This window comes from Bradyrhizobium sp. UFLA01-814 (assembly GCF_046718885.1).
Taxonomy (GTDB): Bacteria; Pseudomonadota; Alphaproteobacteria; order Rhizobiales; family Xanthobacteraceae; genus Bradyrhizobium; species Bradyrhizobium elkanii.
This window is the reverse complement of the sequence record NZ_JAQOSR010000071.1, coordinates 22,144-41,570: the sequence shown is the minus strand read 5'-3', so window position 1 is coordinate 41,570 and position 19,427 is coordinate 22,144. Positions and strand designations below refer to the sequence as shown.

At 65.8% G+C, this 19,427-nt stretch carries 16 protein-coding genes and 1 pseudogene; 8 read left to right on the top strand and 9 right to left on the bottom strand.

The window, feature by feature from the left end:
- The 3 genes and pseudogenes from PMN64_RS21905 to PMN64_RS21895 form a co-directional block, all read left to right on the top strand.
- A pseudogene (locus tag PMN64_RS21905) lies at positions 1-203 on the top strand (IS110 family transposase); the annotation flags it as partial.
- A 324-nt stretch (positions 204-527) separates the two neighbouring features.
- Positions 528-1,928, top strand: coding sequence for a selenium-binding protein SBP56-related protein (locus tag PMN64_RS21900; protein WP_168857886.1), 1,401 nt, complete (start codon positions 528-530; stop codon positions 1,926-1,928).
- Between the two features lie 102 nt (positions 1,929-2,030).
- Positions 2,031-2,699, top strand: a complete 669-nt coding sequence (locus PMN64_RS21895) for a hypothetical protein (RefSeq protein ID WP_411782126.1) — start codon at positions 2,031-2,033, stop codon at positions 2,697-2,699.
- A 224-nt stretch (positions 2,700-2,923) separates the two neighbouring features.
- On the opposite strand, the gene PMN64_RS21890 is transcribed toward PMN64_RS21895, so the two are convergent.
- From PMN64_RS21890 to PMN64_RS21855, 8 genes are all read right to left on the bottom strand, one after another.
- The gene (locus PMN64_RS21890; RefSeq protein ID WP_038383940.1) at positions 2,924-3,379 is read right to left on the bottom strand and encodes a MarR family winged helix-turn-helix transcriptional regulator; all 456 of its coding nucleotides are present in this window, start codon (positions 3,377-3,379) and stop codon (positions 2,924-2,926) included.
- 15 nt (positions 3,380-3,394) lie between these two features.
- Complete coding sequence (locus PMN64_RS21885) at positions 3,395-4,099, bottom strand: ABC transporter ATP-binding protein (protein WP_028343689.1); 705 nt, start codon at positions 4,097-4,099, stop codon at positions 3,395-3,397.
- Positions 4,096-4,887, bottom strand: a complete 792-nt coding sequence (locus tag PMN64_RS21880) for an ABC transporter ATP-binding protein (protein WP_016842451.1) — start codon at positions 4,885-4,887, stop codon at positions 4,096-4,098. The genes PMN64_RS21885 and PMN64_RS21880 overlap by 4 nt, the downstream gene beginning before the upstream one ends.
- Entirely contained in the window at positions 4,884-6,773 is a 1,890-nt protein-coding gene (locus PMN64_RS21875; RefSeq protein WP_411782125.1) for an ABC transporter permease, read from the bottom strand. The genes PMN64_RS21880 and PMN64_RS21875 overlap by 4 nt, the downstream gene beginning before the upstream one ends.
- Before the next feature lie 151 nt (positions 6,774-6,924).
- On the bottom strand, positions 6,925-8,139 hold the full coding sequence (locus PMN64_RS21870; RefSeq protein WP_411782124.1) for an ABC transporter substrate-binding protein: 1,215 nt from the start codon (positions 8,137-8,139) through the stop codon (positions 6,925-6,927).
- A 28-nt stretch (positions 8,140-8,167) separates the two neighbouring features.
- The gene (locus PMN64_RS21865) at positions 8,168-8,752 is read right to left on the bottom strand and encodes an amino acid synthesis family protein (RefSeq protein ID WP_016842455.1); all 585 of its coding nucleotides are present in this window, start codon (positions 8,750-8,752) and stop codon (positions 8,168-8,170) included.
- 16 nt (positions 8,753-8,768) lie between these two features.
- Positions 8,769-9,677 carry a UPF0280 family protein gene (locus tag PMN64_RS21860; protein ID WP_411782123.1) on the bottom strand — a complete coding sequence of 303 codons (909 nt, stop codon included), beginning with the start codon at positions 9,675-9,677 and terminating at the stop codon, positions 8,769-8,771.
- Positions 9,674-11,122, bottom strand: coding sequence for a 6-hydroxynicotinate reductase (locus PMN64_RS21855; protein ID WP_411782122.1), 1,449 nt, complete (start codon positions 11,120-11,122; stop codon positions 9,674-9,676). The genes PMN64_RS21860 and PMN64_RS21855 overlap by 4 nt, the downstream gene beginning before the upstream one ends.
- A gap of 275 nt (positions 11,123-11,397) precedes the next feature.
- Between PMN64_RS21855 and PMN64_RS21850 the strand changes: the two genes are divergently transcribed.
- The 5 genes from PMN64_RS21850 to PMN64_RS21830 all read left to right on the top strand — a co-directional run bounded on the left by PMN64_RS21850 (position 11,398) and on the right by PMN64_RS21830 (position 18,961).
- Positions 11,398-11,865, top strand: coding sequence for a (2Fe-2S)-binding protein (locus PMN64_RS21850; protein WP_411782121.1), 468 nt, complete (start codon positions 11,398-11,400; stop codon positions 11,863-11,865).
- The gene (locus tag PMN64_RS21845; RefSeq protein WP_411782120.1) at positions 11,865-15,407 is read left to right on the top strand and encodes a molybdopterin cofactor-binding domain-containing protein; all 3,543 of its coding nucleotides are present in this window, start codon (positions 11,865-11,867) and stop codon (positions 15,405-15,407) included. Before PMN64_RS21850 ends, PMN64_RS21845 begins: the two co-directional genes overlap by 1 nt.
- 61 nt (positions 15,408-15,468) lie before the next feature.
- Positions 15,469-16,773: a nicotinate phosphoribosyltransferase gene (gene pncB / locus PMN64_RS21840; protein WP_092082610.1), complete on the top strand. Its 1,305-nt coding sequence runs from the start codon at positions 15,469-15,471 to the stop codon at positions 16,771-16,773.
- Between the two features lie 108 nt (positions 16,774-16,881).
- Positions 16,882-18,177 (top strand): O-acetylhomoserine aminocarboxypropyltransferase, encoded by a 1,296-nt coding sequence (locus PMN64_RS21835; RefSeq protein WP_411782119.1) that lies wholly within the window; start codon positions 16,882-16,884, stop codon positions 18,175-18,177.
- 4 nt (positions 18,178-18,181) lie between these two features.
- Positions 18,182-18,961 carry an alpha/beta fold hydrolase gene (locus tag PMN64_RS21830; RefSeq protein WP_411782118.1) on the top strand — a complete coding sequence of 260 codons (780 nt, stop codon included), beginning with the start codon at positions 18,182-18,184 and terminating at the stop codon, positions 18,959-18,961.
- A 148-nt stretch (positions 18,962-19,109) separates the two neighbouring features.
- On the opposite strand, the gene PMN64_RS21825 is transcribed toward PMN64_RS21830, so the two are convergent.
- Positions 19,110-19,427 (bottom strand): DoxX family protein, encoded by a 318-nt coding sequence (locus tag PMN64_RS21825; protein ID WP_411782117.1) that lies wholly within the window; start codon positions 19,425-19,427, stop codon positions 19,110-19,112.

Here is a 19,427-nt window from a genome sequence, read left to right as displayed (position 1 = left end):
GAAAGCGCGTTCGTGACGCCCTTTATATGGCGGCCCTCAACGCAGTTCGCAGAGCTGATCCGTTCAAGGCCTTCTATACACGACTGCGACAGGCCGGAAAACCAGCCAAACTCGCCCTCATCGCCGTCGCCAGGAAGCTGCTCACGGTCCTCAATGCCATGATGCGAGACCGAAAGCCGTACCTACAGACCAAACCGACATAACAGTTGCCGGCCTTCGCCGGGACGACACCGAGCGTTTGGTGCCACTCGTCAGTCATACATTCACTTGCTCCCAGGCTGATCGTGCTGGATCGCTTGCCCAACCCCTTGAGCGGGCTGCCAGATCGCGCGCCCGGCGGCGCGCGGCTTTGCCGCGCCGCCTGCGTAACCGAACCTTGTTTTCACCTGTCACCATTGCGGTGTATCCTGACGGCAAGCGAACCTTAGCCGGCGGCACTCGCAAGAGGCATTTTCGATCCGGATAGTTCTTGCTGCCGCGTGCCGCCATGCCGTGTTGATCTACACCAGGCAATCAGGAGGCAGCCGATGACGATGAGGCCAGATCCTACGTTCCACGCGTCGCCGAAGCTCGCGATGGAAGCGCCGGCCGAGAGCTTTGCCTACACCGTGCTGCTCAGTCCGGATTTTTCAAAGCCGGACGCACTCGCGGTGATCGACGTCAAGCCCGGCTCTCCGACCTACAGCAAGATCGTCCATACGGTGACGATGCCCAACAAGGGCGACGAGTTCCACCATTTCGGCTGGAACGCCTGCTCGTCGGCACTGTCCCCGCTGGCCGGACACGCCTTCCTCGAACGTCGCTATCTCATCATCCCCGGCATGCGATCGTCCCGGATCTATATCGTCGACACCAAGCCGGATCCGACGCAAGCGAAGATCCACAAGATCATCGAGCCCGAGGAAATCTTCAAGAAGACCGGCTACTCGCGACCGCACACCATCCACTGCGGGCCGGAAGGCATCTATGTCAGCACGCTCGGCGGAAGCGGCAAGGACGGCACCGACGGGCCGCCCGGCATCTTCATCATGGACTGCGAGACATTCGAGGTGCTCGGCCGGTGGGAAATCGATCGTGGTCCGCAGACCAAGCATTATGACTTCTGGTGGAACCTGCCGCGCGACTACATGGTGAGCAGCGAGTGGGCCTTGCCGCCGCAGTTCGAGAACGGCATCGTGCCGGAAGACCTGCTGTCGAACAAATACGGGCACCGCCTGCATTTCTGGGACCTGCGCGCCCGACGCAATGTCCAGACCATCGACCTCGGCGCCAACCATCAAATGGCGTTGGAGGTGCGTCCGGCGCATGATCCGGTTCGCGAACACGGCTTCGTTGGCGTCGTGGTCGATACGACGAACCTTGAGGGTTCGATCTGGACCTGGTGGCGCGAGGGCGGCAAGTTTCACATCGAGAAGACGGTGACGATCCCACCCGAGCCTGCATCGAAAGACCAGCTGCCGCCGCTGTTGCAGGGTTTCGGGGCCGTACCTCCGCTGGTGACCGATATCGACTTGTCGATGGATGACAAGTTTCTCTACGTCGCCTGCTGGGGCACCGGCGAGATGCGCCAATACGATGTCAGCGATCCGCGCAAGCCGAAGCTCGCCGGATCGGTCCGCATCGGCGGCATCGTTCATCGCGCGCCTCACCCGAACGGACAGGCTTTTGCCGGCGGGCCGCAGATGGTCGAGATCAGCCGCGACGGCAAGCGGGTGTACTGGACCAATTCGCTCTATTCGACCTGGGACAACCAGTTCTACCCGCAAGGCATTCCCGGCGCCGAGGTGATGGCGAATGCAAGCCCGGGCGGAGGCCTCGAGCTGGCGAAGGATTACTGGGTCAGCTTCCCCGACGGCTACCGGGCGCACCAGATCCGGCTCGATGGCGGCGACTGCTCGACCGACTCCTTCTGCTATCCGTCGGTCTAGAGCGTTTTCGAGCGAAGTGGGTAACGGCTCGCGTGAAGAAAACGCGTCAAAACAAGAATCCAGAGCCCGTTCCGATTCGATCGGAACGGAAAAGGCCCTGACGTGAGCCCGGCCGACTGGACTCCGGCCTGGCTGTGGCTGGCGGTCATCGCGAGCGGCCTCTACCACGGGATCAACCCGGGCATGGGCTGGCCACTCGCCGTTTCTGCGGGATTGATGCAGAAGAGTTCGCGCGCGCTGGTGACCGCGCTTGGCCCGCTCGCGATCGGTCATTTGCTGGCGATGCTGCTGGTGATCCTTCCGTTCGCACTCTTGATTACCCTCGTCGAATGGCAGCGCACGATCCGGATCGGCGCCAGCCTGCTCGTCATCCTGTTCGGTGTCTATCGGCTGATCGACCGGCGCCATCCGCGGGCCCTGGTGCGGATACCGCCGACGCAACTCGCTTTGTGGTCCTTTGCCGTAGCGATCGCCCACGGCGCGGCGCTGATGCTAGTGCCGATTTATCTGGGGCTGTGCCGCGAGGCTGAAGCGGACCAAGGCCATGCGGCTGCCAACAGCCTGATCGACACCAGTCTCACGATGGCCGTGCTGGTCTCCGTCGTCCATGCCGGCGCGATGATCGCCGCCGGCGGATGCCTGGCGTGGCTGGTCTACCGCTACCTCGGGCTCAAATTCGTATCCCGGAGTTGGTTCAACCTGGACACGGTTTGGGCGCTCAGCCTGGTGCTGGTGGGTGTCGTTGCGCTGGTGCTTGCTCTTGCAACGTAGTCCGGACGCGGCACGCTGCCCAATCGGCAAGGTTGCGGAGGTCGTGACGACGTGAGGCACGATAGATGACCCGTCATCCCCGCGCAACGGCTTTGCCGTTGTCGCTGGAGGTGCACGCGCAAGCGTGCCTCGAAGGGTGAACGGCCCGCGGCAGACAGCCGGGCGTCGACCCTTCGAGACGCCACGCTCCGCGCGGCTCCTCAGGGTGACGGTGATAGATTGTGTCAGCGAAGCTTGCCGAGCAGCGCGATCAGCGTCTCGCGCTCCTTGGCGTCCAGCGGTGCCAGCGTCTCCCTGGAGATCACCAGCGCATTGGGCGCGGCCTTGTCGGCCATCTGCTGGCCGGCGCGCGTGAGACTCACCAGCAGGCGGCGGCCGTCGTCGGGATCGGGCGCGGTCTCGGTCAGGCCGCGCGCGGTCAGGCGATCGATCACGCCCTTGATGGTTGCAACGTCCATCGAGGTCAGCCGCCCGAGCTGGTTCTGCGAGCAGGCGCCGACCTCGGACAGCTTCGACAGCGCCGCCCACTGCGTCGGCGTCAGATTGATGCCGATCTCGCGGGCGAAGATCACGGCGTGGCGCTGCGACACCTGGCGCAGGATGAAGCCGATCTGCTCATCCAGCACGTATCCCGGCTTGGTCGCCTTCCCGTTTCGCTTCGGTGCCGCACTCCTCGCCATCGTCCACCCCGCCCGTTACAGCGACAGATGCGCGTCGCGGACATCCGGACGCGCATCGAGTTCCGCCATGGTGCCGCCGAAACAGATCCGGCCGCGCTCGATGATGTAGGCGCGATCCGAGATCAGCCGGGCGAAATGCAGATTTTGCTCGGAGACGACGATGCTGACGCCCTCTTTCTTCATCGCCAGGATCGCATCGACCATCTGCTCGACGATTTTCGGCGACAGCCCCTCCGAGGGCTCATCGAGCAGCACCAGCGACGGATTGCCCATCAGCGTGCGCGCGATCGTCAGCATCTGCTGCTCGCCACCGCTCATGCGTCCGCCGGGCCGGCCGCGCATCTCGCCGAGGTTCGGGAACAGCTTGAACAGTTTTTCGCGGTCCCATTGCGGCGCGCCTGCGCGCTTCGGCTGGCGGCCGACCTCGAGATTCTCCTCGACCGTCAAATCCGTGAAAATGCGCCGCTCCTCCGGGACATAGCCGAGCCCGCCGCGCACGATCGCATGCGTCGGCAAATCGGAGACGTCCCGGCCCTCGAACATGACGCGGCCGGAGCGGTTCTCGACCAGGCCGACGATGGAGCGGAACGTGGTCGATTTGCCGGCGCCATTGCGCCCGAGCAAAGCGACCACTTCGCCCTCGCCGACCTCGAGCGCGATGTCGAACAGGATATGCGCCGGGCCGTAGAAGCTGTTGAGATCTTTTACCGTCAGCTTCATGCCGATGCTCCCTCGCGGTGCCGGGCGTCATAGACGAGGCCCTCACCGAGATAGATCGCCCGCACCTGGGCATTGCCGCGGACCTCTTCGGGCGAACCTTCGGCGATCAGGCTACCGCGGTTCAGCACCAGGATGCGGTCGGCATGCTCGAACACCACGTCCATGTCGTGCTCGGTGAACAGCACGCCGATCGACTGCTCGCGCGCGATCCGCGCCGTCAGCCGCATCAGCTCGACGCGCTCGCGCGGCGCCATGCCGGCGGTCGGCTCGTCCATCAAGAGCAGCTTCGGCTGGTTGGCGAGCGCGATCGCAAGCTCGAGCCGCTTGACGTCGCCATAGGCGAGCTCGCCGCACGGCCGCTCCGCATAGGCGCCCATGCCGACCAGATCGAGCAGCCGTCCGGCCTCGTCGCGGGCGTGGCGCGCGGTCGAGGCCCACAGGTTGAACAGTTGCCCGCCATGCGAGACCAGCGCGACCTGCACGTTCTCGCGCACCGTCATGGTGGGGAATGTCGCCGCGATCTGGAAGGTGCGGCCGACGCCCATGCGCCAGATCACGCGCGGCTTCTTGCCGGTGGTCTCCGCGCCCAGTACGCGGATGCGGCCGCTGTCCGGAATGTTCTGGCCGTTGAGCATGTCGAAGCAGGTGCTTTTTCCTGCGCCGTTCGGCCCGATCAGCGCCAAAATCTCGCCGGCGCGCAGTTCGAAGGAGACGCCACGCACGGCATGCACGCCGCCATAGGATTTGGTCAGCCCCTCGACCGACAGCAATGTGGGAACCATGCTCATTCGGCGCTCTCGATGCGGGAGGTCAGCAAGGGCGATACCGACGACGAGGACTTGCGCCGGCGATGCATGAAGGCTTCCAGCGTGCCGACGATGCCTTTCGGAAACGCGACCACGATCAGCACGACGAAGCCGCCGAGCACGAGTTTCGACCAATCGGTCTGGCTGACCAGCCAGATGTTGAGCGCCTTGTAGACGATGGCCCCGACCACCGCGCCCGACACCGTCTCGACGCCGCCGAGCAGCACCATGACCAGCGCATCGACCGACAGCGAGATGCCCATATTGTCGGGGAACACACTGCCCTTGAGATAGGCGAACAGCGCGCCGGCAAGGCCGGCGACCGTGCCCGCGATCACGAAGGCGGTCCACTGGATGCGCTTGCCGTCGATGCCGATGGCTTCGCTGCGCAGCGGAGAGTCGCGCGTCGCGCGCAGCGCAAAGCCGAACGGCGAGAACACGATGATGCGGAGGATCACGACGGCGAGCGCGGCGATGCCGAGCGACAGCCAGTAGAAATGCGACGGGCTCGCCGCCCATTTCTCCGGCCAGACCCCGAGGATGCCGTTGTCGCCGCCGGTGACCGACACCCACTGGAACGCGATCGACCAGACGATCTGGGCAAAGGCCAAGGTCAGCATCGCGAAATAGACCCCGGAGAGCTGCACCGCGAAGAAGCCGAATACGGCGGCGCCGAGGAGCCCGAGCAGCGGCCCGAGCAGCAGGCAGGCAATCATCGGCAGGCCGGCCATCTTGGCGAGCAGCGCCACGCCATAGGCGCCTAGGCCGAAATAGGCGGCGTGGCCGAACGAGGCGAGCCCGCCGACCGACATCAGGAAGTGCAGGCTGACCGCGAAGATCACGAAGATCGCGATCTCCGAGCCGACCGTGAGCACGTAATTGCCGGCGACGAACGGCAGCGCGGCGGCGAGGACGAGCACGGCAATCGCGGCGAACCGCTCGTTCATCGTCAGCGGCCGCCACGGATTGACGGTGAGACCAGGCGTGCGCCGTGCCGGCGCCTCCGGTTTGCCGAACAGCCCCCACGGCCGGACGATCAGCACCACCGCCATCACCAGGAACACCAGGATGATGGAGATCTTCGGGAAGATCAGGATGCCGAAGGCGTTGAGCTCCGACACCAGCACCGCCGCGACGAACGCACCGATGATGCTGCCGAGGCCGCCGATCACGACCACGACGAAGACCTCGACGATGACGCGCAGATCCATCGCGTGGTTGACCGCATCGCGCGGAATCTGCAGCGCGCCGCCGAGCGCGGCGAGAAAGACGCCGAGCGCGAACACGCTGGTGAACAGCCATTTCTGATTGACGCCGAGCGCCGCGACCATGTCGCGGTCCTGCGTCGCCGCGCGCACCAGCACGCCCCAGCGGGTGCGCTGGAACAACAGCCAGAGCACGCCGAGCACGACCGGCCCGAGCACGATCAGGAACAGATCATAGCTTGGTATGTTCTGGCCGAAGAAATCAATCGCGCCCTTGAAGCCGGGTGCGCGGCGGCCGACCAGATCGTCCGGGCCCCAGATCAGCACCACGAGGTCCTCGACCATCAGCGTCAGGCCGAAGGTGGCGAGCAACTGGAACAGCTCCGGCGAATGATAGATCCGGCGCAGCAGCACCATCTCGACCAGCACACCGATCGCAGCAACCGCCAGCGCGGCAACGACGATGCTGCCCCAGAAGCCGAGCGCGCCGGAAAAGCGCTCGGTCAGCGTGAAGGCGACATAGGCGCCCAGCATGTAGAACGCGCCATGCGCGAAATTCACGATCCGCGTCACGCCGAAGATGATCGACAGACCCGAAGCGACCAGGAACAGCGACGCCGCGCTGGCAAGACCGGTCAGGAACTGGACGACATAGAAGGCCATGGGCGGTCCGCTTCAACGTGAACTTGCATCAGGGCGTCATCCTTCGAGACGGCGCTCCGCGCCTCCTCAGGATGAGGAGCGAGACCCTCATGGTGAGGAGCGCGGCAACGCCGCGCGTCTCGAACCACGAGGCCCCGCTATATTCGCAACCTCAATCCTTCGGCCGCAGCTTCTCGATCTCGGCATCGCTGGGCAGATAGTCCGCCCCCTTGCGATAGGCGGTGTCGACCATGATGCCCTTGCCGTCCTTCAACGCGGTCTTGCCGGTGAAGGCGCCGAGCGTCGACTGGTGATCGATCTTGCGGAAGGTGATTTCGCCGAACGGCGACGGCATCGAGATGCCTTCCGCAGCCGCGATCAGCTTCTCCGGATCGCTCGAGCCGGCCTTGGCGAGGATCGCCGCCGCCGCCTTGATGGTCTGGTAGCCGACGATCGAGCCGAGCCGTGGATAGTCGTTGTACTTGGCCTGGTAGGCCTTCAGGAATGCGTCATGCTCAGGCGTCTTGATCGCGTACCAGGGATAGCCGGTGACGATCCAGCCTTCCGGCGTCTCGTCCTTGAGCGGATCGAGATATTCCGGCTCGCCGGTCAGGAAGCTCACCACCGTGCGGCCCTTGAACAGGCCGCGCGTGTTGCCTTCGCGCACGAGCTTGACGAGGTCGGCGCCGAAGGTGACGTTGAGGATCGCTTCCGGGTTCGCCGCGGCAACCGCCTGCACCACCGGACCTGCGTCGATCTTGCCCTGCGGCGGCCACTGCTCGTCGACCCACTGGATGTCGGGCCGCTTCGCCGACATCAGCTTCTTGAACACCGCGACCGCCGACTGGCCGTATTCATAGTTCGGCGCGATCGTCGCCCAGCGCTTGGCCGGAAGCTTCGCCGCCTCCTCCACCAGCATCGCGGCCTGCATGTAGTTCGACGGCCGCAGGCGGAACGTATAGCGGTTGCCCTTCGACCACGTGATCGCGTCGGTCAAAGGTTCGGCCGCAAGGAAGAACACCTTCTTCTGGTTGGCGAAGTCGGAGACGGCAAGGCCGATATTGGAGAGGAACGTGCCGGTGAGCATCGCGACGTTCTCGCTCGACACCAGCTCGTTCGCCGCGGTCTGCGCATCCGCCGGCTTGCCGCCGTCGTCCTTGGAAATGACCACGAGCTTCTTGCCGTTGATGCCGCCCGCGGCATTGATCTCCTCCACCGCGAGCTGCCAGCCCTTGCGATAGGGCTCGGTGAACGCCGGCAGCAGCGAGTAACTGTTGATCTCGCCGATCTTGATTTCGCTCTGCGCCAAGGCCTGCGTCGTCATGGCGCTCGTTGCCATGGTCGCGACCGCGATCGCCAATCCCGCCCCTACGAAATAACCACGCATCCCGTCCTCCAGTTTTTCTTCAATGAGATTATCGCAATCCGTCTTCACCCTTGATCTCGCCGACCGTCAGCCCGCCGACGCGCGGCAGCGGCCGTCCACTGTCGGTTACCGCGACCGCGACCATGATCTCGTTGGCCCGCGGCGCGTCGTTGATCTGCACCTCCATGCCGTCGAAATGGCTGCGCACGAAAGCCGCGTCCTTGTGCCCGAGCGGAATATCCAGCGTGGTGCCGGGGCCCGAGCGCTTCTTCGACGACGGGATCAGCGCCGCGCCCTTCGACAGCACCTTGCGCACCGGCGCGCCCATCTTCGGATGCAGGATCGCCGCGGCATGCTCGAGCTCGCCATTCTCGCCGACCGCGGCGGCCTTGCCGTAGCTGTGCGCCTTGGCGCCGTCGATGCCGAGCGCGGCGACGGCCCGCTTTGAAAGCAGTTCGCCGAGTTCCTCGCCGATCGCGATCAGCGGCGACAGATCCTCGACATAGCGGCCGGCAAAGGGGTTTTCGATCACGGCGATCGCGGCGGCCCGCCTTGTCGGCGGCGCGATGGTCTTGCCCATCTCCAGATGGGTCTCCTCGACCACGGTGACGATCTTGCGAATGACGGCGCTCATCTTGCCTCGCTCCCGGTCATGCCCGCAGCATGTGTTCTGTCGTTCTTCGTTGAAACGCGTGCGACGCCGGCGTTCCGCTGCCAGTTGCACCGACAATTCGCGTTTCGCCCAGTAGACGCAATGCCGCGCCCTCGATCAATCCCGACATCAGGAGGTCGCGCGCCCGCGCTGCCCCCGCCTCGAGCGCCTGATCGATCTCGCGTTCCGAGAGCCGCCCGACATCGCGGGTCACCAGCCGCGCGCCAAGGTCGCTGTCGGGCTGCAATTCGCTCGCCGGACAGCGCAGGATCGCGGGATGATCCGGCAGATCGACCGCATTGGCGATCACGGTCGCCGCGGCATCGGCCTGCGACGCCGTCCGCGCCAGCACGGTGACGGCATCGGCAATTCCGAGCGAGAAACTGCGGCCGTGGCGGCCGCTGGTCGCGAGGCCGCGGACCGGAGTGTCGGCATCGACCGTCATGGTGCGCATCACGCCGTGACGGTCGGGCCGATCCATCAGGCCGACGGTGAATTGTTCGCCGTCGCCGAGATGCAGGGCAATGTCGCCGCCATTGTTGACATAGGCGCGATCGAGCGGCGTGGCCTCAAGCATCGCGCCGAGGATTTCCTCGGCGACCGAGCCCGCGACCGCCGCCATCGGCGTGATGAAGCAATCGGCGGCAAACGGCGCGACCGCCGCATGCATACGCCGCGCGACCACGCCTTTCAGCGTGCAGCCGCCCGGAGCGGCGGCGCTGCGCAGTGCGGCCAGCTCCGCGCAGAGTTCGTCAAGCAACCCGGTGAAGCGTTCCGCCGCGGCCTGATAGGCGGCGCTGATATCGGCATCCCCGCCCTTGGCCTCGATGACCAGATCGATCGGGCCGTCCTGCAAATGCAGCCGCTTGCCGTCAGGAAGAAGCGCGATTTGCGGCAGCCGGCTCATGCGCGCCGCCCTGGAAGATACGGCATTGACCGAACTTCGGCGCTGTCCCGCAGCGACGACAGCGGCCGGACGTAGTCCATATGGCCGCCGAGTGCCGCATAGTCCGACAGCTGCATCGTGAACTCGATCGGCGCCACCAGTGCAGGCGTCGGCACATAGCCAAACGCGCCGGCGGGCATCTGCGTGACATCGACCATGAAGGTGATGCCGCCGCCGGGCCAGACATAGACCGGCGCGCCGCCGCTGGTCACCCGCGTCAGTGCGTCCTTCACCGAGCGCGTCAGCCGCACCGGATTGTCGGTGACGCCGGCGCGCAGCGATCCGCCCGCGCCGCCCATGAACAGCACAGTGCACAGCGCCGGCTCGCAATTCTCCTGGATGCGCTCGACCGAGAACTTGAGGTCCGCGGGCATCTCGGTCTCGACCGGCTTCAACGCCTCGTCGAGCACGTAATAGGACGCATGCTCGCCGGTCGTGGAGACCATCAGCATGGTGAGCCCGGGCCGCGCCTCCTTCGCATTGAAGGGACCGAGGATCGACAGCGGATCGGAGATGTTGGTGCCGCCCCATCCGGTGCCGGGATCGGCGACCTGGAAATAGCGGCCGGGCGTCGAGCGCCGCCCTTTCATCTTGATGCCGGTGTCGGCGATGTCGAGCAGCTTGCCGGCCTGGTGCTCGCTGAGCACGCCGGTGATGTGGTCGTCGACCACCACGACCTCATCGACCTTGCCGTGCCATTGCTTGGCGAACATGCCGATGGTCGCCGAGCCGCATCCGACCCGCATGCGCTCTTCTGCCACACCGTTGACGATCGGCGGCCTGCCGGCCTGCACGACGACGGTGGCGCCGCCGTCGATCGTCAGCTCGACCGCCTTGCAGTTGGAGAGATCCATCAGCGTGTCGCAGGTGACGCGGCCCTCCTTCTTGGAGCCGCCGGTCAGATGATGCACCCCGCCGAGCGAGAGCATCTGCGAGCCATATTCGCTGGTCGTGACATGGCCGACCGCCTCGCCGTCCGCACGCACGATCGCGGTCTCCGGCCCGAGATAGCGGTCGGTGTCGATCTTCACCTTGACGCCGCAATACGAGAAAATGCCTTCAGTCACCACGGTGACCATGTCGACGCCGTCGACCTCCGACGACACGATGAAGGGCGCCGGCTTGTAGTCCGGATAGGTGGTTCCGGCGCCGATCGCCGTGACGAACAGTTCGGGCTGGCGGACGATCTTGCCGTCCCAGTCGCCGCTCACCTGGAACGGAACCAGCTTACCGCCATGCGACCCGGTGCGCTCCAGCACGACATGCGGATCGACGCGCACCAGCGTGCCGTCATGATTGGCATAGCGGTCGCAGGCGCCGGCCGCGCCCGGCTTGATGTAACACATCACCGGACAGGCATCGCAGCGGATCTTGTCGCCGGCGGCGACGGTCATTGTGTCAGCCATCGTGACCAAGCCTGGACTTGTGGCAGCGGTCGATCATACTGCCCTTCCGCCTCCCATACATATCGTTCGTATACGAATGATCCTGCGCGCGAGCCCGTGACCTGTCAAGCGGCCTTTGCAATCAAACCCTGCCCTTCGCGTGCGCACCCTGTTCATAAAGCGGGCACGCGCTGCAGCGCGGCATGCCGCCGCTTGCACGTTTGTATACAAACGTTATCCTCGTCGGCGATCTGACGCTGACGTTGCAGCGCAAACATCAGGGGAGAACCGGGGCAATGCGCCTGACCGTGAACGGCAGGAATCATGATGTCGACGCCGCTCCCGACACCGCATTGCTTTACGTGCTGCGCAACGACCTCGAATTGAACGGACCGAAATATGGCTGCGGCCTCGGCGAGTGTGGCGCCTGCGCGGTGCTGATCGACGGCGTCGCGGCGCGCGCCTGCCTGATTCCGATCGAAGGCTGCGCCGGCCGCAACATCGTCACGCTCGAAGGCCTCGGCAGCCGCGAGCACCCCGATCCGGTGCAGGACGCCTTCATCCGCGAACAGGCCGCGCAGTGCGGCTATTGCCTCAACGGCATGATCATCACCACCAAGGCATTGCTGACGCGCAATCCAAGTCCGTCCGAGCATGAGGTGTTGGAGGCGCTGCGCTACAATCTCTGCCGCTGCGGCGCGCATATTGAGATCATCCGCGCGGCGATGCGTGCGGCTGGCCACGCGCTCGAGGCGCGCGATTGATGGTCGACACACGGCCTCCCGAGCAACGCCAGCGCGGCTCGCTGTCGGTCGTCCGCCCTGCGGTGCTGGGCGCGGAAGGCGCGTTCGAGACCTTCATCACCATCACCGCCGACGGCACGGTCAATGCCTATAACGGCCATGTCGATCTCGGCACCGGCATCCGCACCGCGCTCGGACAGATCGTTGCCGAGGAGCTCGACGTCTCCCTTGCCCGCGTCGTCGTGATCCTCGGCGACACCGCCGTGGTGCCGAACCAGGGCCCGACCATCGCAAGCGAGACCATCCAGATCACCGCCGTTCCCCTGCGCAAGGCCGCCGCGCAAGCGCGGCATTTTTTGCTCACACGGGCCGCCGAGCGATTGGAGCTAGCTGTCGACGAGCTCACGATCGAGGACGGCCTGATCCGCGGTCACGACAACCGCAGCATCACCTATGGTGAGCTGATCGCGGACGAGACCATCCGGCTCGATCTTGCCGATGAGGTTCCGGTCAAGGCCGTGAGCGCCTATTCGGTCGTCGGCAAGTCCGTGCCGCGGGTCGATCTGCCGGCGAAGGCCACCGGCGAGATCGTCTATGTCCACGATGTGCGCGTGCCCGGCATGCTGCACGGCCGGGTGGTCCGGCCGCCTTACGCCGGCGTCGACGCCGGCCCGTTCGTCGGCACCAGCCTGATTGCGGTCGATGAAGCCTCGGTGCGCGATATTCCAGGCCTCGTCGCGGTGGTGCGGATCGGCGATTTCGTCGGCGTCGTCGCCGAGCGCGAGGAGAATGCAATCAAGGCTGCCGCGCAGCTCACGGTGAGCTGGAAGCCCGGACCAGCGCTGACCGATCTTGCCGACGTGGAGAAGGCACTGCGCGCCAATCCCTCGACGCCGCGCCAGCTGATCGACAAGGGCGACGTCGACGCCGCGATCAAGGCGGCCGCCAAGCCGATGCAGCGGACCTACCTCTGGCCCTACCAGATGCACGGCTCGATCGGCCCGTCATGCGCCGTTGCCGATTACAGCGAGGGCGCGATCCGGGTCTGGTCCGGCACGCAGAACCCGCACATCCTGCGCGGCGACCTCGCGCTGCTGATCCAGCGGCCCGAGTCCGAGATCGACGTGATCCGGATGGAGGCGGCCGGCTGCTACGGCCGTAACTGCGCCGACGATGTCTCCGCCGATGCGCTGCTGCTGTCGCGCGCGGTCGGCCGTCCCGTGCGCGTGCAGCTGACCCGCGAGCAGGAACATGCCTGGGAGCCGAAGGGCACCGCGCAGCTGATGGACGTCAATGGCGGGCTCAACGCCGACGGCAGCGTCGCCGGTTATGATTTTGCGACGAGCTATCCGTCCAACGGCGCGCCGACATTGGCGCTGCTGCTCACCGGGCGGATCGCGCCTGAAGCCGCGGTGTTCGAGATGGGCGACCGCACCGCGATCCCGCCCTACGACTACGAGAACATGCGCGTGGTCGCCAACGACATGCCGCCGATCGTGCGCGCGTCCTGGTTTCGCGGCGTGTCGGCGCTGCCGAACACCTTTGCGCATGAATCCTATATCGACGAGCTCGCGGCGGAGGCCGAGGTCGATCCGATCGAATACCGGTTGCGCTATCTCAGCGATAAGCGCGCGATCGATCTCGTCAATGCGGTCGCCGAGCGCGCCGGCTGGACGCCGCGCCCGGTGTGGAAAGAGCCCGAGGCGGACGGCGATATCGTGCGCGGTCGCGGCTTTGCCTATGCGCTCTACGTGCACAGCAAGTTTCCCGGCTACGGCGCGGCATGGTCGGCCTGGATCGCCGACGTCGCGGTCAACAAGGCGACCGGCGATGTCAGTGTGACGCGCGTCGTCGCCGGCCAGGATTCCGGATTGATGATCAATCCGGAGGGCGTGCGGCACCAGATCGAAGGCAATGTGATCCAGTCGACCAGTCGCGCGCTGATGGAGGAGGTCTCCTTCGAGCGCGGCACGGTGACGGCGCGCGAATGGGGTGCTTACCCCATCATCAAGTTTCCTGAGCTGCCCAAGATCGATGTGCTGATGCTGCCGCGTCAGGACCAGCCACCGCTCGGGGTCGGCGAGTCCGCTTCGGTGCCGAGCGCCGCCGCGATCGCCAACGCGATCTATGATGCGACCGGCGTGCGCTTCCGCGAATTGCCGTTCACGCCGGAGCGCATTTTGAAGGGATTGCGCGGCGAGCAACCCACAGCGCCCGCCCCGCTCCCGCCGCCTGCGCAGACGGCCGACCGCAACAGATGGCAGAATCCGTTTGCAAAGCGCGGCGGCGTGCTCGCCGGCATTGCCGCACTCTGCGCAGCGGCGATCGGCATCGGCGCGGCCGTGCTGCCGTGGCGCGCGATCGCGCCGATCGCCCGGCCCGATGCTTCGGTGTATTCCGCCGCGACGATCGCCCGCGGCAAGGAGCTCGCGGCGCTCGGCGCCTGCGCCGTCTGCCACACCTCGGAGCATGGCATCGTGAACGCCGGCGGCCGGCCGCTCGAAACGCCGTTCGGCACCATCTTCACGACCAACATCACGCCCGACGTCGACACCGGCATCGGCGCCTGGTCCTATCCGGCGTTCGAGCGCGCGATGCGCGAGGGCATTCATCGCGACGGGCGCCATCTCTATCCGGCGTTCCCGTACACGCACTTCGCCAGGACCAGTGATGCCGACCTGCAGGCGCTCTATGCCTATCTGATGGCGCAGGCGCCGGTGCGCGCCGAAACGCCGGCCAACGCGCTCGCCTTTCCGTTCAACCTGCGGCCGCTGCTCGCCGGATGGAATGCGCTGTTCCATCAGGCGCAGGCATTCCAGCCCGATCCATCGAAGTCAGCGAATTGGAATCGCGGCGCCTATCTGATCGAAGGGCTCGGCCATTGCAGCGCCTGTCACTCGCCGCGCAATGCGCTCGGCGCCGAGCGGCAAGCGGCCTATCTCGCCGGCGGCTTCGCCGAGGGCTGGGAGGCGCCGGCGCTGACGTCGCTGTCGAAGGCGCCGATCCCCTGGAGCGAGGACGAGCTCTACGCCTATTTGCGCACCGGCGAGTCCCGCCTGCACGGCGTCGCCGCTGGGCCGATGGCGCCGGTCGTGCAGGAGCTCGCCGCGCTGCCCGATCAGGACATCCGCGCGATGGCGGTCTACCTCGCCTCGTTCAACGAGACCGCTGATCGGCCGGCCCACGACGCCATGGCAGCCAAGCTCGAAGCCGGCACCGTTGTGACCACGGCAGCCTCGACCGGCGCGCGGATCTATCAAGGCGCCTGCGCGGTCTGCCATGAGGTCGGCGGCCCGCCGCTGTTCGGCAGCCGGCCGTCGCTGGCGCTCAACAGCAATTTGCACAGCGACGCGCCCGACAATCTGATCCAGGTGATCCTGCACGGCATCGCCAAGCCGGCCGTGACCGATCTGGGCTACATGCCGGCCTTCAAGGACAGCATGAGCGACGGCCAGGTCGCCGAGCTCGTCACCTTCCTCCGGCGGCAATTTGCCCCTGACAAGCCGGCCTGGACCGATGTCACCGCCACCGTCGGCCGTATACGGCAGACCATAGCGCGCTGACCTGCCATGTTCCGCCCGATACCCACTGGGCGGGCGGCGCGGGGCAGGCTAAGGTTCCCGCATGACTGTGACAGATATCGCGACCCGGACCTACAACCACGGCTGGCGGCTCGACCCGATCGTGCGCAGCCTGCTGGACACCGATTTCTACAAGCTGTTGATGCAGCAGATGATCCGGGAATGCTATCCGGACACCCGCACGACCTTTTCGGTGATCAACCGCTCGACCCATATCCGGCTCGCCGAGGTCATCGACGAGGCCGAGCTGCGCGCCCAGCTCGACCACGCCCGCACCATCCGCTTCACCAAGAAGGAGCTGATCTGGCTCGCCGGCAACACGTTCTACGGCAAGACCCAGATGTTCTCGCCCGACTTCATCAACTGGCTCTCGAACTTCCGGCTGCCCGAGTACGAGCTGCACAAGGTCGACGGCCAGTATGAGCTGCATTTCCACGGGCCGTGGACCCACACCACGATGTGGGAGATCCCGGCGCTCGCGATCCTCAACGAGCTGCGCTCGCGCGCGGCGACCAAGACCTACGGCCGCTTCGCGCTCGACGTGCTCTACGCCCGCGCCAAGGCCAAGCTGTGGGCCAAGGTCGAGCGGCTGCGCAAGCTGGACGGCTTGCGGCTGTCCGATTTCGGCACACGCCGCCGCCACGGCTTCCTCTGGCAGCGCTGGTGCGTCGAGGCGGTGAAGGAAGGCCTCGGCCCCTCCTTCACCGGCACGTCGAACGTGCTGCTCGCGATGGACAACGACCTCGAAGCGATCGGCACCAACGCGCATGAGCTGCCGATGGTGGCGGCCGCGCTCGCCAATGACGACGAGGCGCTGCGCTGGGCGCCCTATCGCATCCTCGACCAGTGGCGCCACACCTATGGCGGCAATCTGCTGATCGCGCTGCCCGACGCCTTCGGCACCAAGCCGTTCCTGCGCGACGCGCCGGATTGGGTCGCCGACTGGACCGGCTTTCGACCCGACAGCGCGCCGCCGATCACGGCCGGCGAAGAGATCATCAAGTGGTGGAAGCAGAAGGGCCGCGATCCCAAGGAGAAGCTGCTGGTGTTCTCCGACGCGATGGATGTCGGCTCGATCGAGGAGACATTCCACCATTTCAAGGGACGCGTGCGCGTCAGCTTCGGCTGGGGCACCAACCTCACCAACGATTTCGTCGGCTGCGCGCCCGATGGCACCGCCGAGCTCGACCCGATCTCGATCGTCTGCAAGGTGACGTCGGTCGACGGACGGCCGGCCGTCAAACTTTCCGATAATCCGGAGAAGGCGACCGGCATCCCCACAGAGGTCGAGCGCTATTTGCGCGTGTTCGGCAATGTCGGCCGTGTTCGCACCGCAGTTCACGTGTAACAAAGCGTTTTCAAGCGAAGTGGACACCGGTTCGCGTGAAGAAAACGCGTCAAATAAATGACCTCTCGCCAACCCACCATCCCCATCGACTGACCTGACGAGTTTCGCATGCCCGCACCCAAGCCGCCTGCCTTCGAAACCCTGAGCCTGCACGCCGGCCAGCGCCCCGATCCCGCAACCGGCGCGCGCGCGGTTCCGATCTATCAGACCACGTCCTATGTGTTCCAGGATGCCGATCATGCCGCGGCGCTGTTCAACCTCGAGCGCGCCGGCCACATCTACACCCGCATCTCGAACCCGACGACATCAGTGCTGGAAGAACGCATCGCCGCGCTTGAATGCGGCGTCGGCGCGATCTGCACCGCCAGCGGCATGGCCGCGATGCATCTGGCGATCGCAACCCTGCTCAATGCCGGCGACCACATCGTCGCCTCCGCCTCGCTCTATGGCGGCACCATCAATTTGCTGGCGCACACGCTGCCGCGGTTCGGCATCACCACGACCTTCGTGAAGCCGCGTGCGCTCGACGAATTCCGTGCCGCGATCAAGCCGAACACCCGCCTCGTGATCGGCGAGACCATCGGCAATCCCGGCCTCGAAGTGCTCGACATCCCCGCGGTCGCGCAGATCGCCCATGATGCGAAGATTCCGCTGCTGATCGACAACACCTTCGCGACGCCCTATCTGAGCCAGCCGATCGAGCTCGGCGCCGACATCACGATGAACTCGGCGACCAAGTGGATGGGCGGCCACGGCATCGCGATCGGCGGCGTGATCGTCGACGGCGGGCGGTTCGACTGGCGCGCCTCCGGCAAATTCCCGCAGCTCACCGAGCCCTATGCCGGCTATCACGGCATCGTCTTCGACGAGCAGTTCGGCAAGGCCGCCTTCATCATGCGCGCGCGCACCGAGGGCCTGCGCGATTTCGGCGCCTGCCTGTCGCCGACCAACGCGTTCCAGCTGCTGCAGGGCATCGAGACGCTCGGCGTCCGCATGGACCGCCACGTCAGCAACACCCATGCGGTACTGGACGCCCTCGCGGCAAACAAGGCGGTCGACTGGGTGCTGCATCCCTCGCTGGAGACGCATCCGGACTATGCGCTGGCGAAGAAGCTGCTGCCGCGCGGCGCCGGCTCGATCGTCAGCTTCGGCATCAAGGGCGGCCGCGCCGCCGGCAAGAAGTTCATCGAGTCGTTGAAGCTGATCAGCCATCTCGCCAATGTCGGCGATGCCAAGACGCTGGTGATCCATCCCGCCAGCACCACGCATCAGCAGATGGATGCCGAGCAGCTCAGGGCCGCCGGCATCGGCGAGGAGCTGGTGCGGCTGTCCGTCGGCATCGAAACCGCTGAGGATATCATCGACGATCTCGGCCAGGCGCTGCGCGCCTCGCAAAGGACTTAGGGCCATGCAGCTTTCCGTGAACGGATCAGACACCTTTATCGCGACCGGCGGCAGGCCGTTCGATGCATCGCTGCCGGCGGTGGTGATGATCCACGGCGCCGGTTTCGATTCCTCGACCTGGGCGCTGCACAGCCGCTGGTTCGCCCATCACGGATTCTCCGTGCTGGCGCCGGACCTGCCCGGCCACGGCCGCTCCGCCGGCCAGCCGCTGAAGACCATCGCGGAGATGGCCGACTGGATCGCGGCGCTGATCACGGCGGCCGGCGCAGCGAAGGCCCGATTGATCGGCCACTCGATGGGCTCGCTGATCGCGATCGAGACCTCGGCGCGGCATCCCGACAAGGTCTCCGGCCTCGCGCTGATCGGCACCGCCGCGACCATGACCGTCGGCCCCGATCTCTTGAAGGCCGCCGAAGCCAATGATGTTGCGGCGATCGACATGGTCTCGATCTGGGGCCTCGGCTTCAAGGCCGAGCTCGGCGGCAGCCTCGCGCCGGGCCTCTGGATGCACCAGGGCGCGCAGCGGGTGCTGCAGGAGGCGAAGCCAGGCGTGCTGTACAACGACCTCAACGCCTGCAACGCCTACCAGAACGCGCTCACGGCTGCTGCCGCGGTCAAGGTGCCCGCCACCTTCGTCCTCGGCGAACGCGACATGATGACCCCCGCCAAGGCCGGCAAGGCGCTCGCCGCCGCGACGCCGAACGCCCGCACCGTCGTGCTGTCAGGCGCCGGCCACATGATGATGGTCGAGCAGCCGGATGAGCTGCTGGCGGCGCTGCGGTAGGCGAGCGCACCCAAAATATCGAAAACAACCCCATGCAAAGTAGCCGGGCGGCCGCCGGCCCCCGGACAAGCAACTTGACACGTCGGGCAACTCAGCGATATCTTCTATTATTCCGAATTTCCGTGACGCTCCCGGAGCCACCGATCTCTTAGGAAATCCGGCTCGCCATCAGGAGCAAGGCAGCGAAGCAACCGATCGGTACGAGATGGGAAAACTCCCGATGTCGCAGGATGGTCAAAGCTGCCGCTGCGAGAATGACGGCGCAGAGGATCAAGCCTGCTGCACGGGTTGCCGGTAGTGTGACCAGGATCGCGGCCGATATCTCCAATCCGCCGGTGACCCGGCACCACCACGCGGGATACCCCCATCGAACAAAGTTGCTCCGCGTCGTCGACGTCGCGATCGCATTGAACAGACCTGCACTGGCGAAGGCAACGGCAAGCAGCCTAATGAATATTAGGTGCAT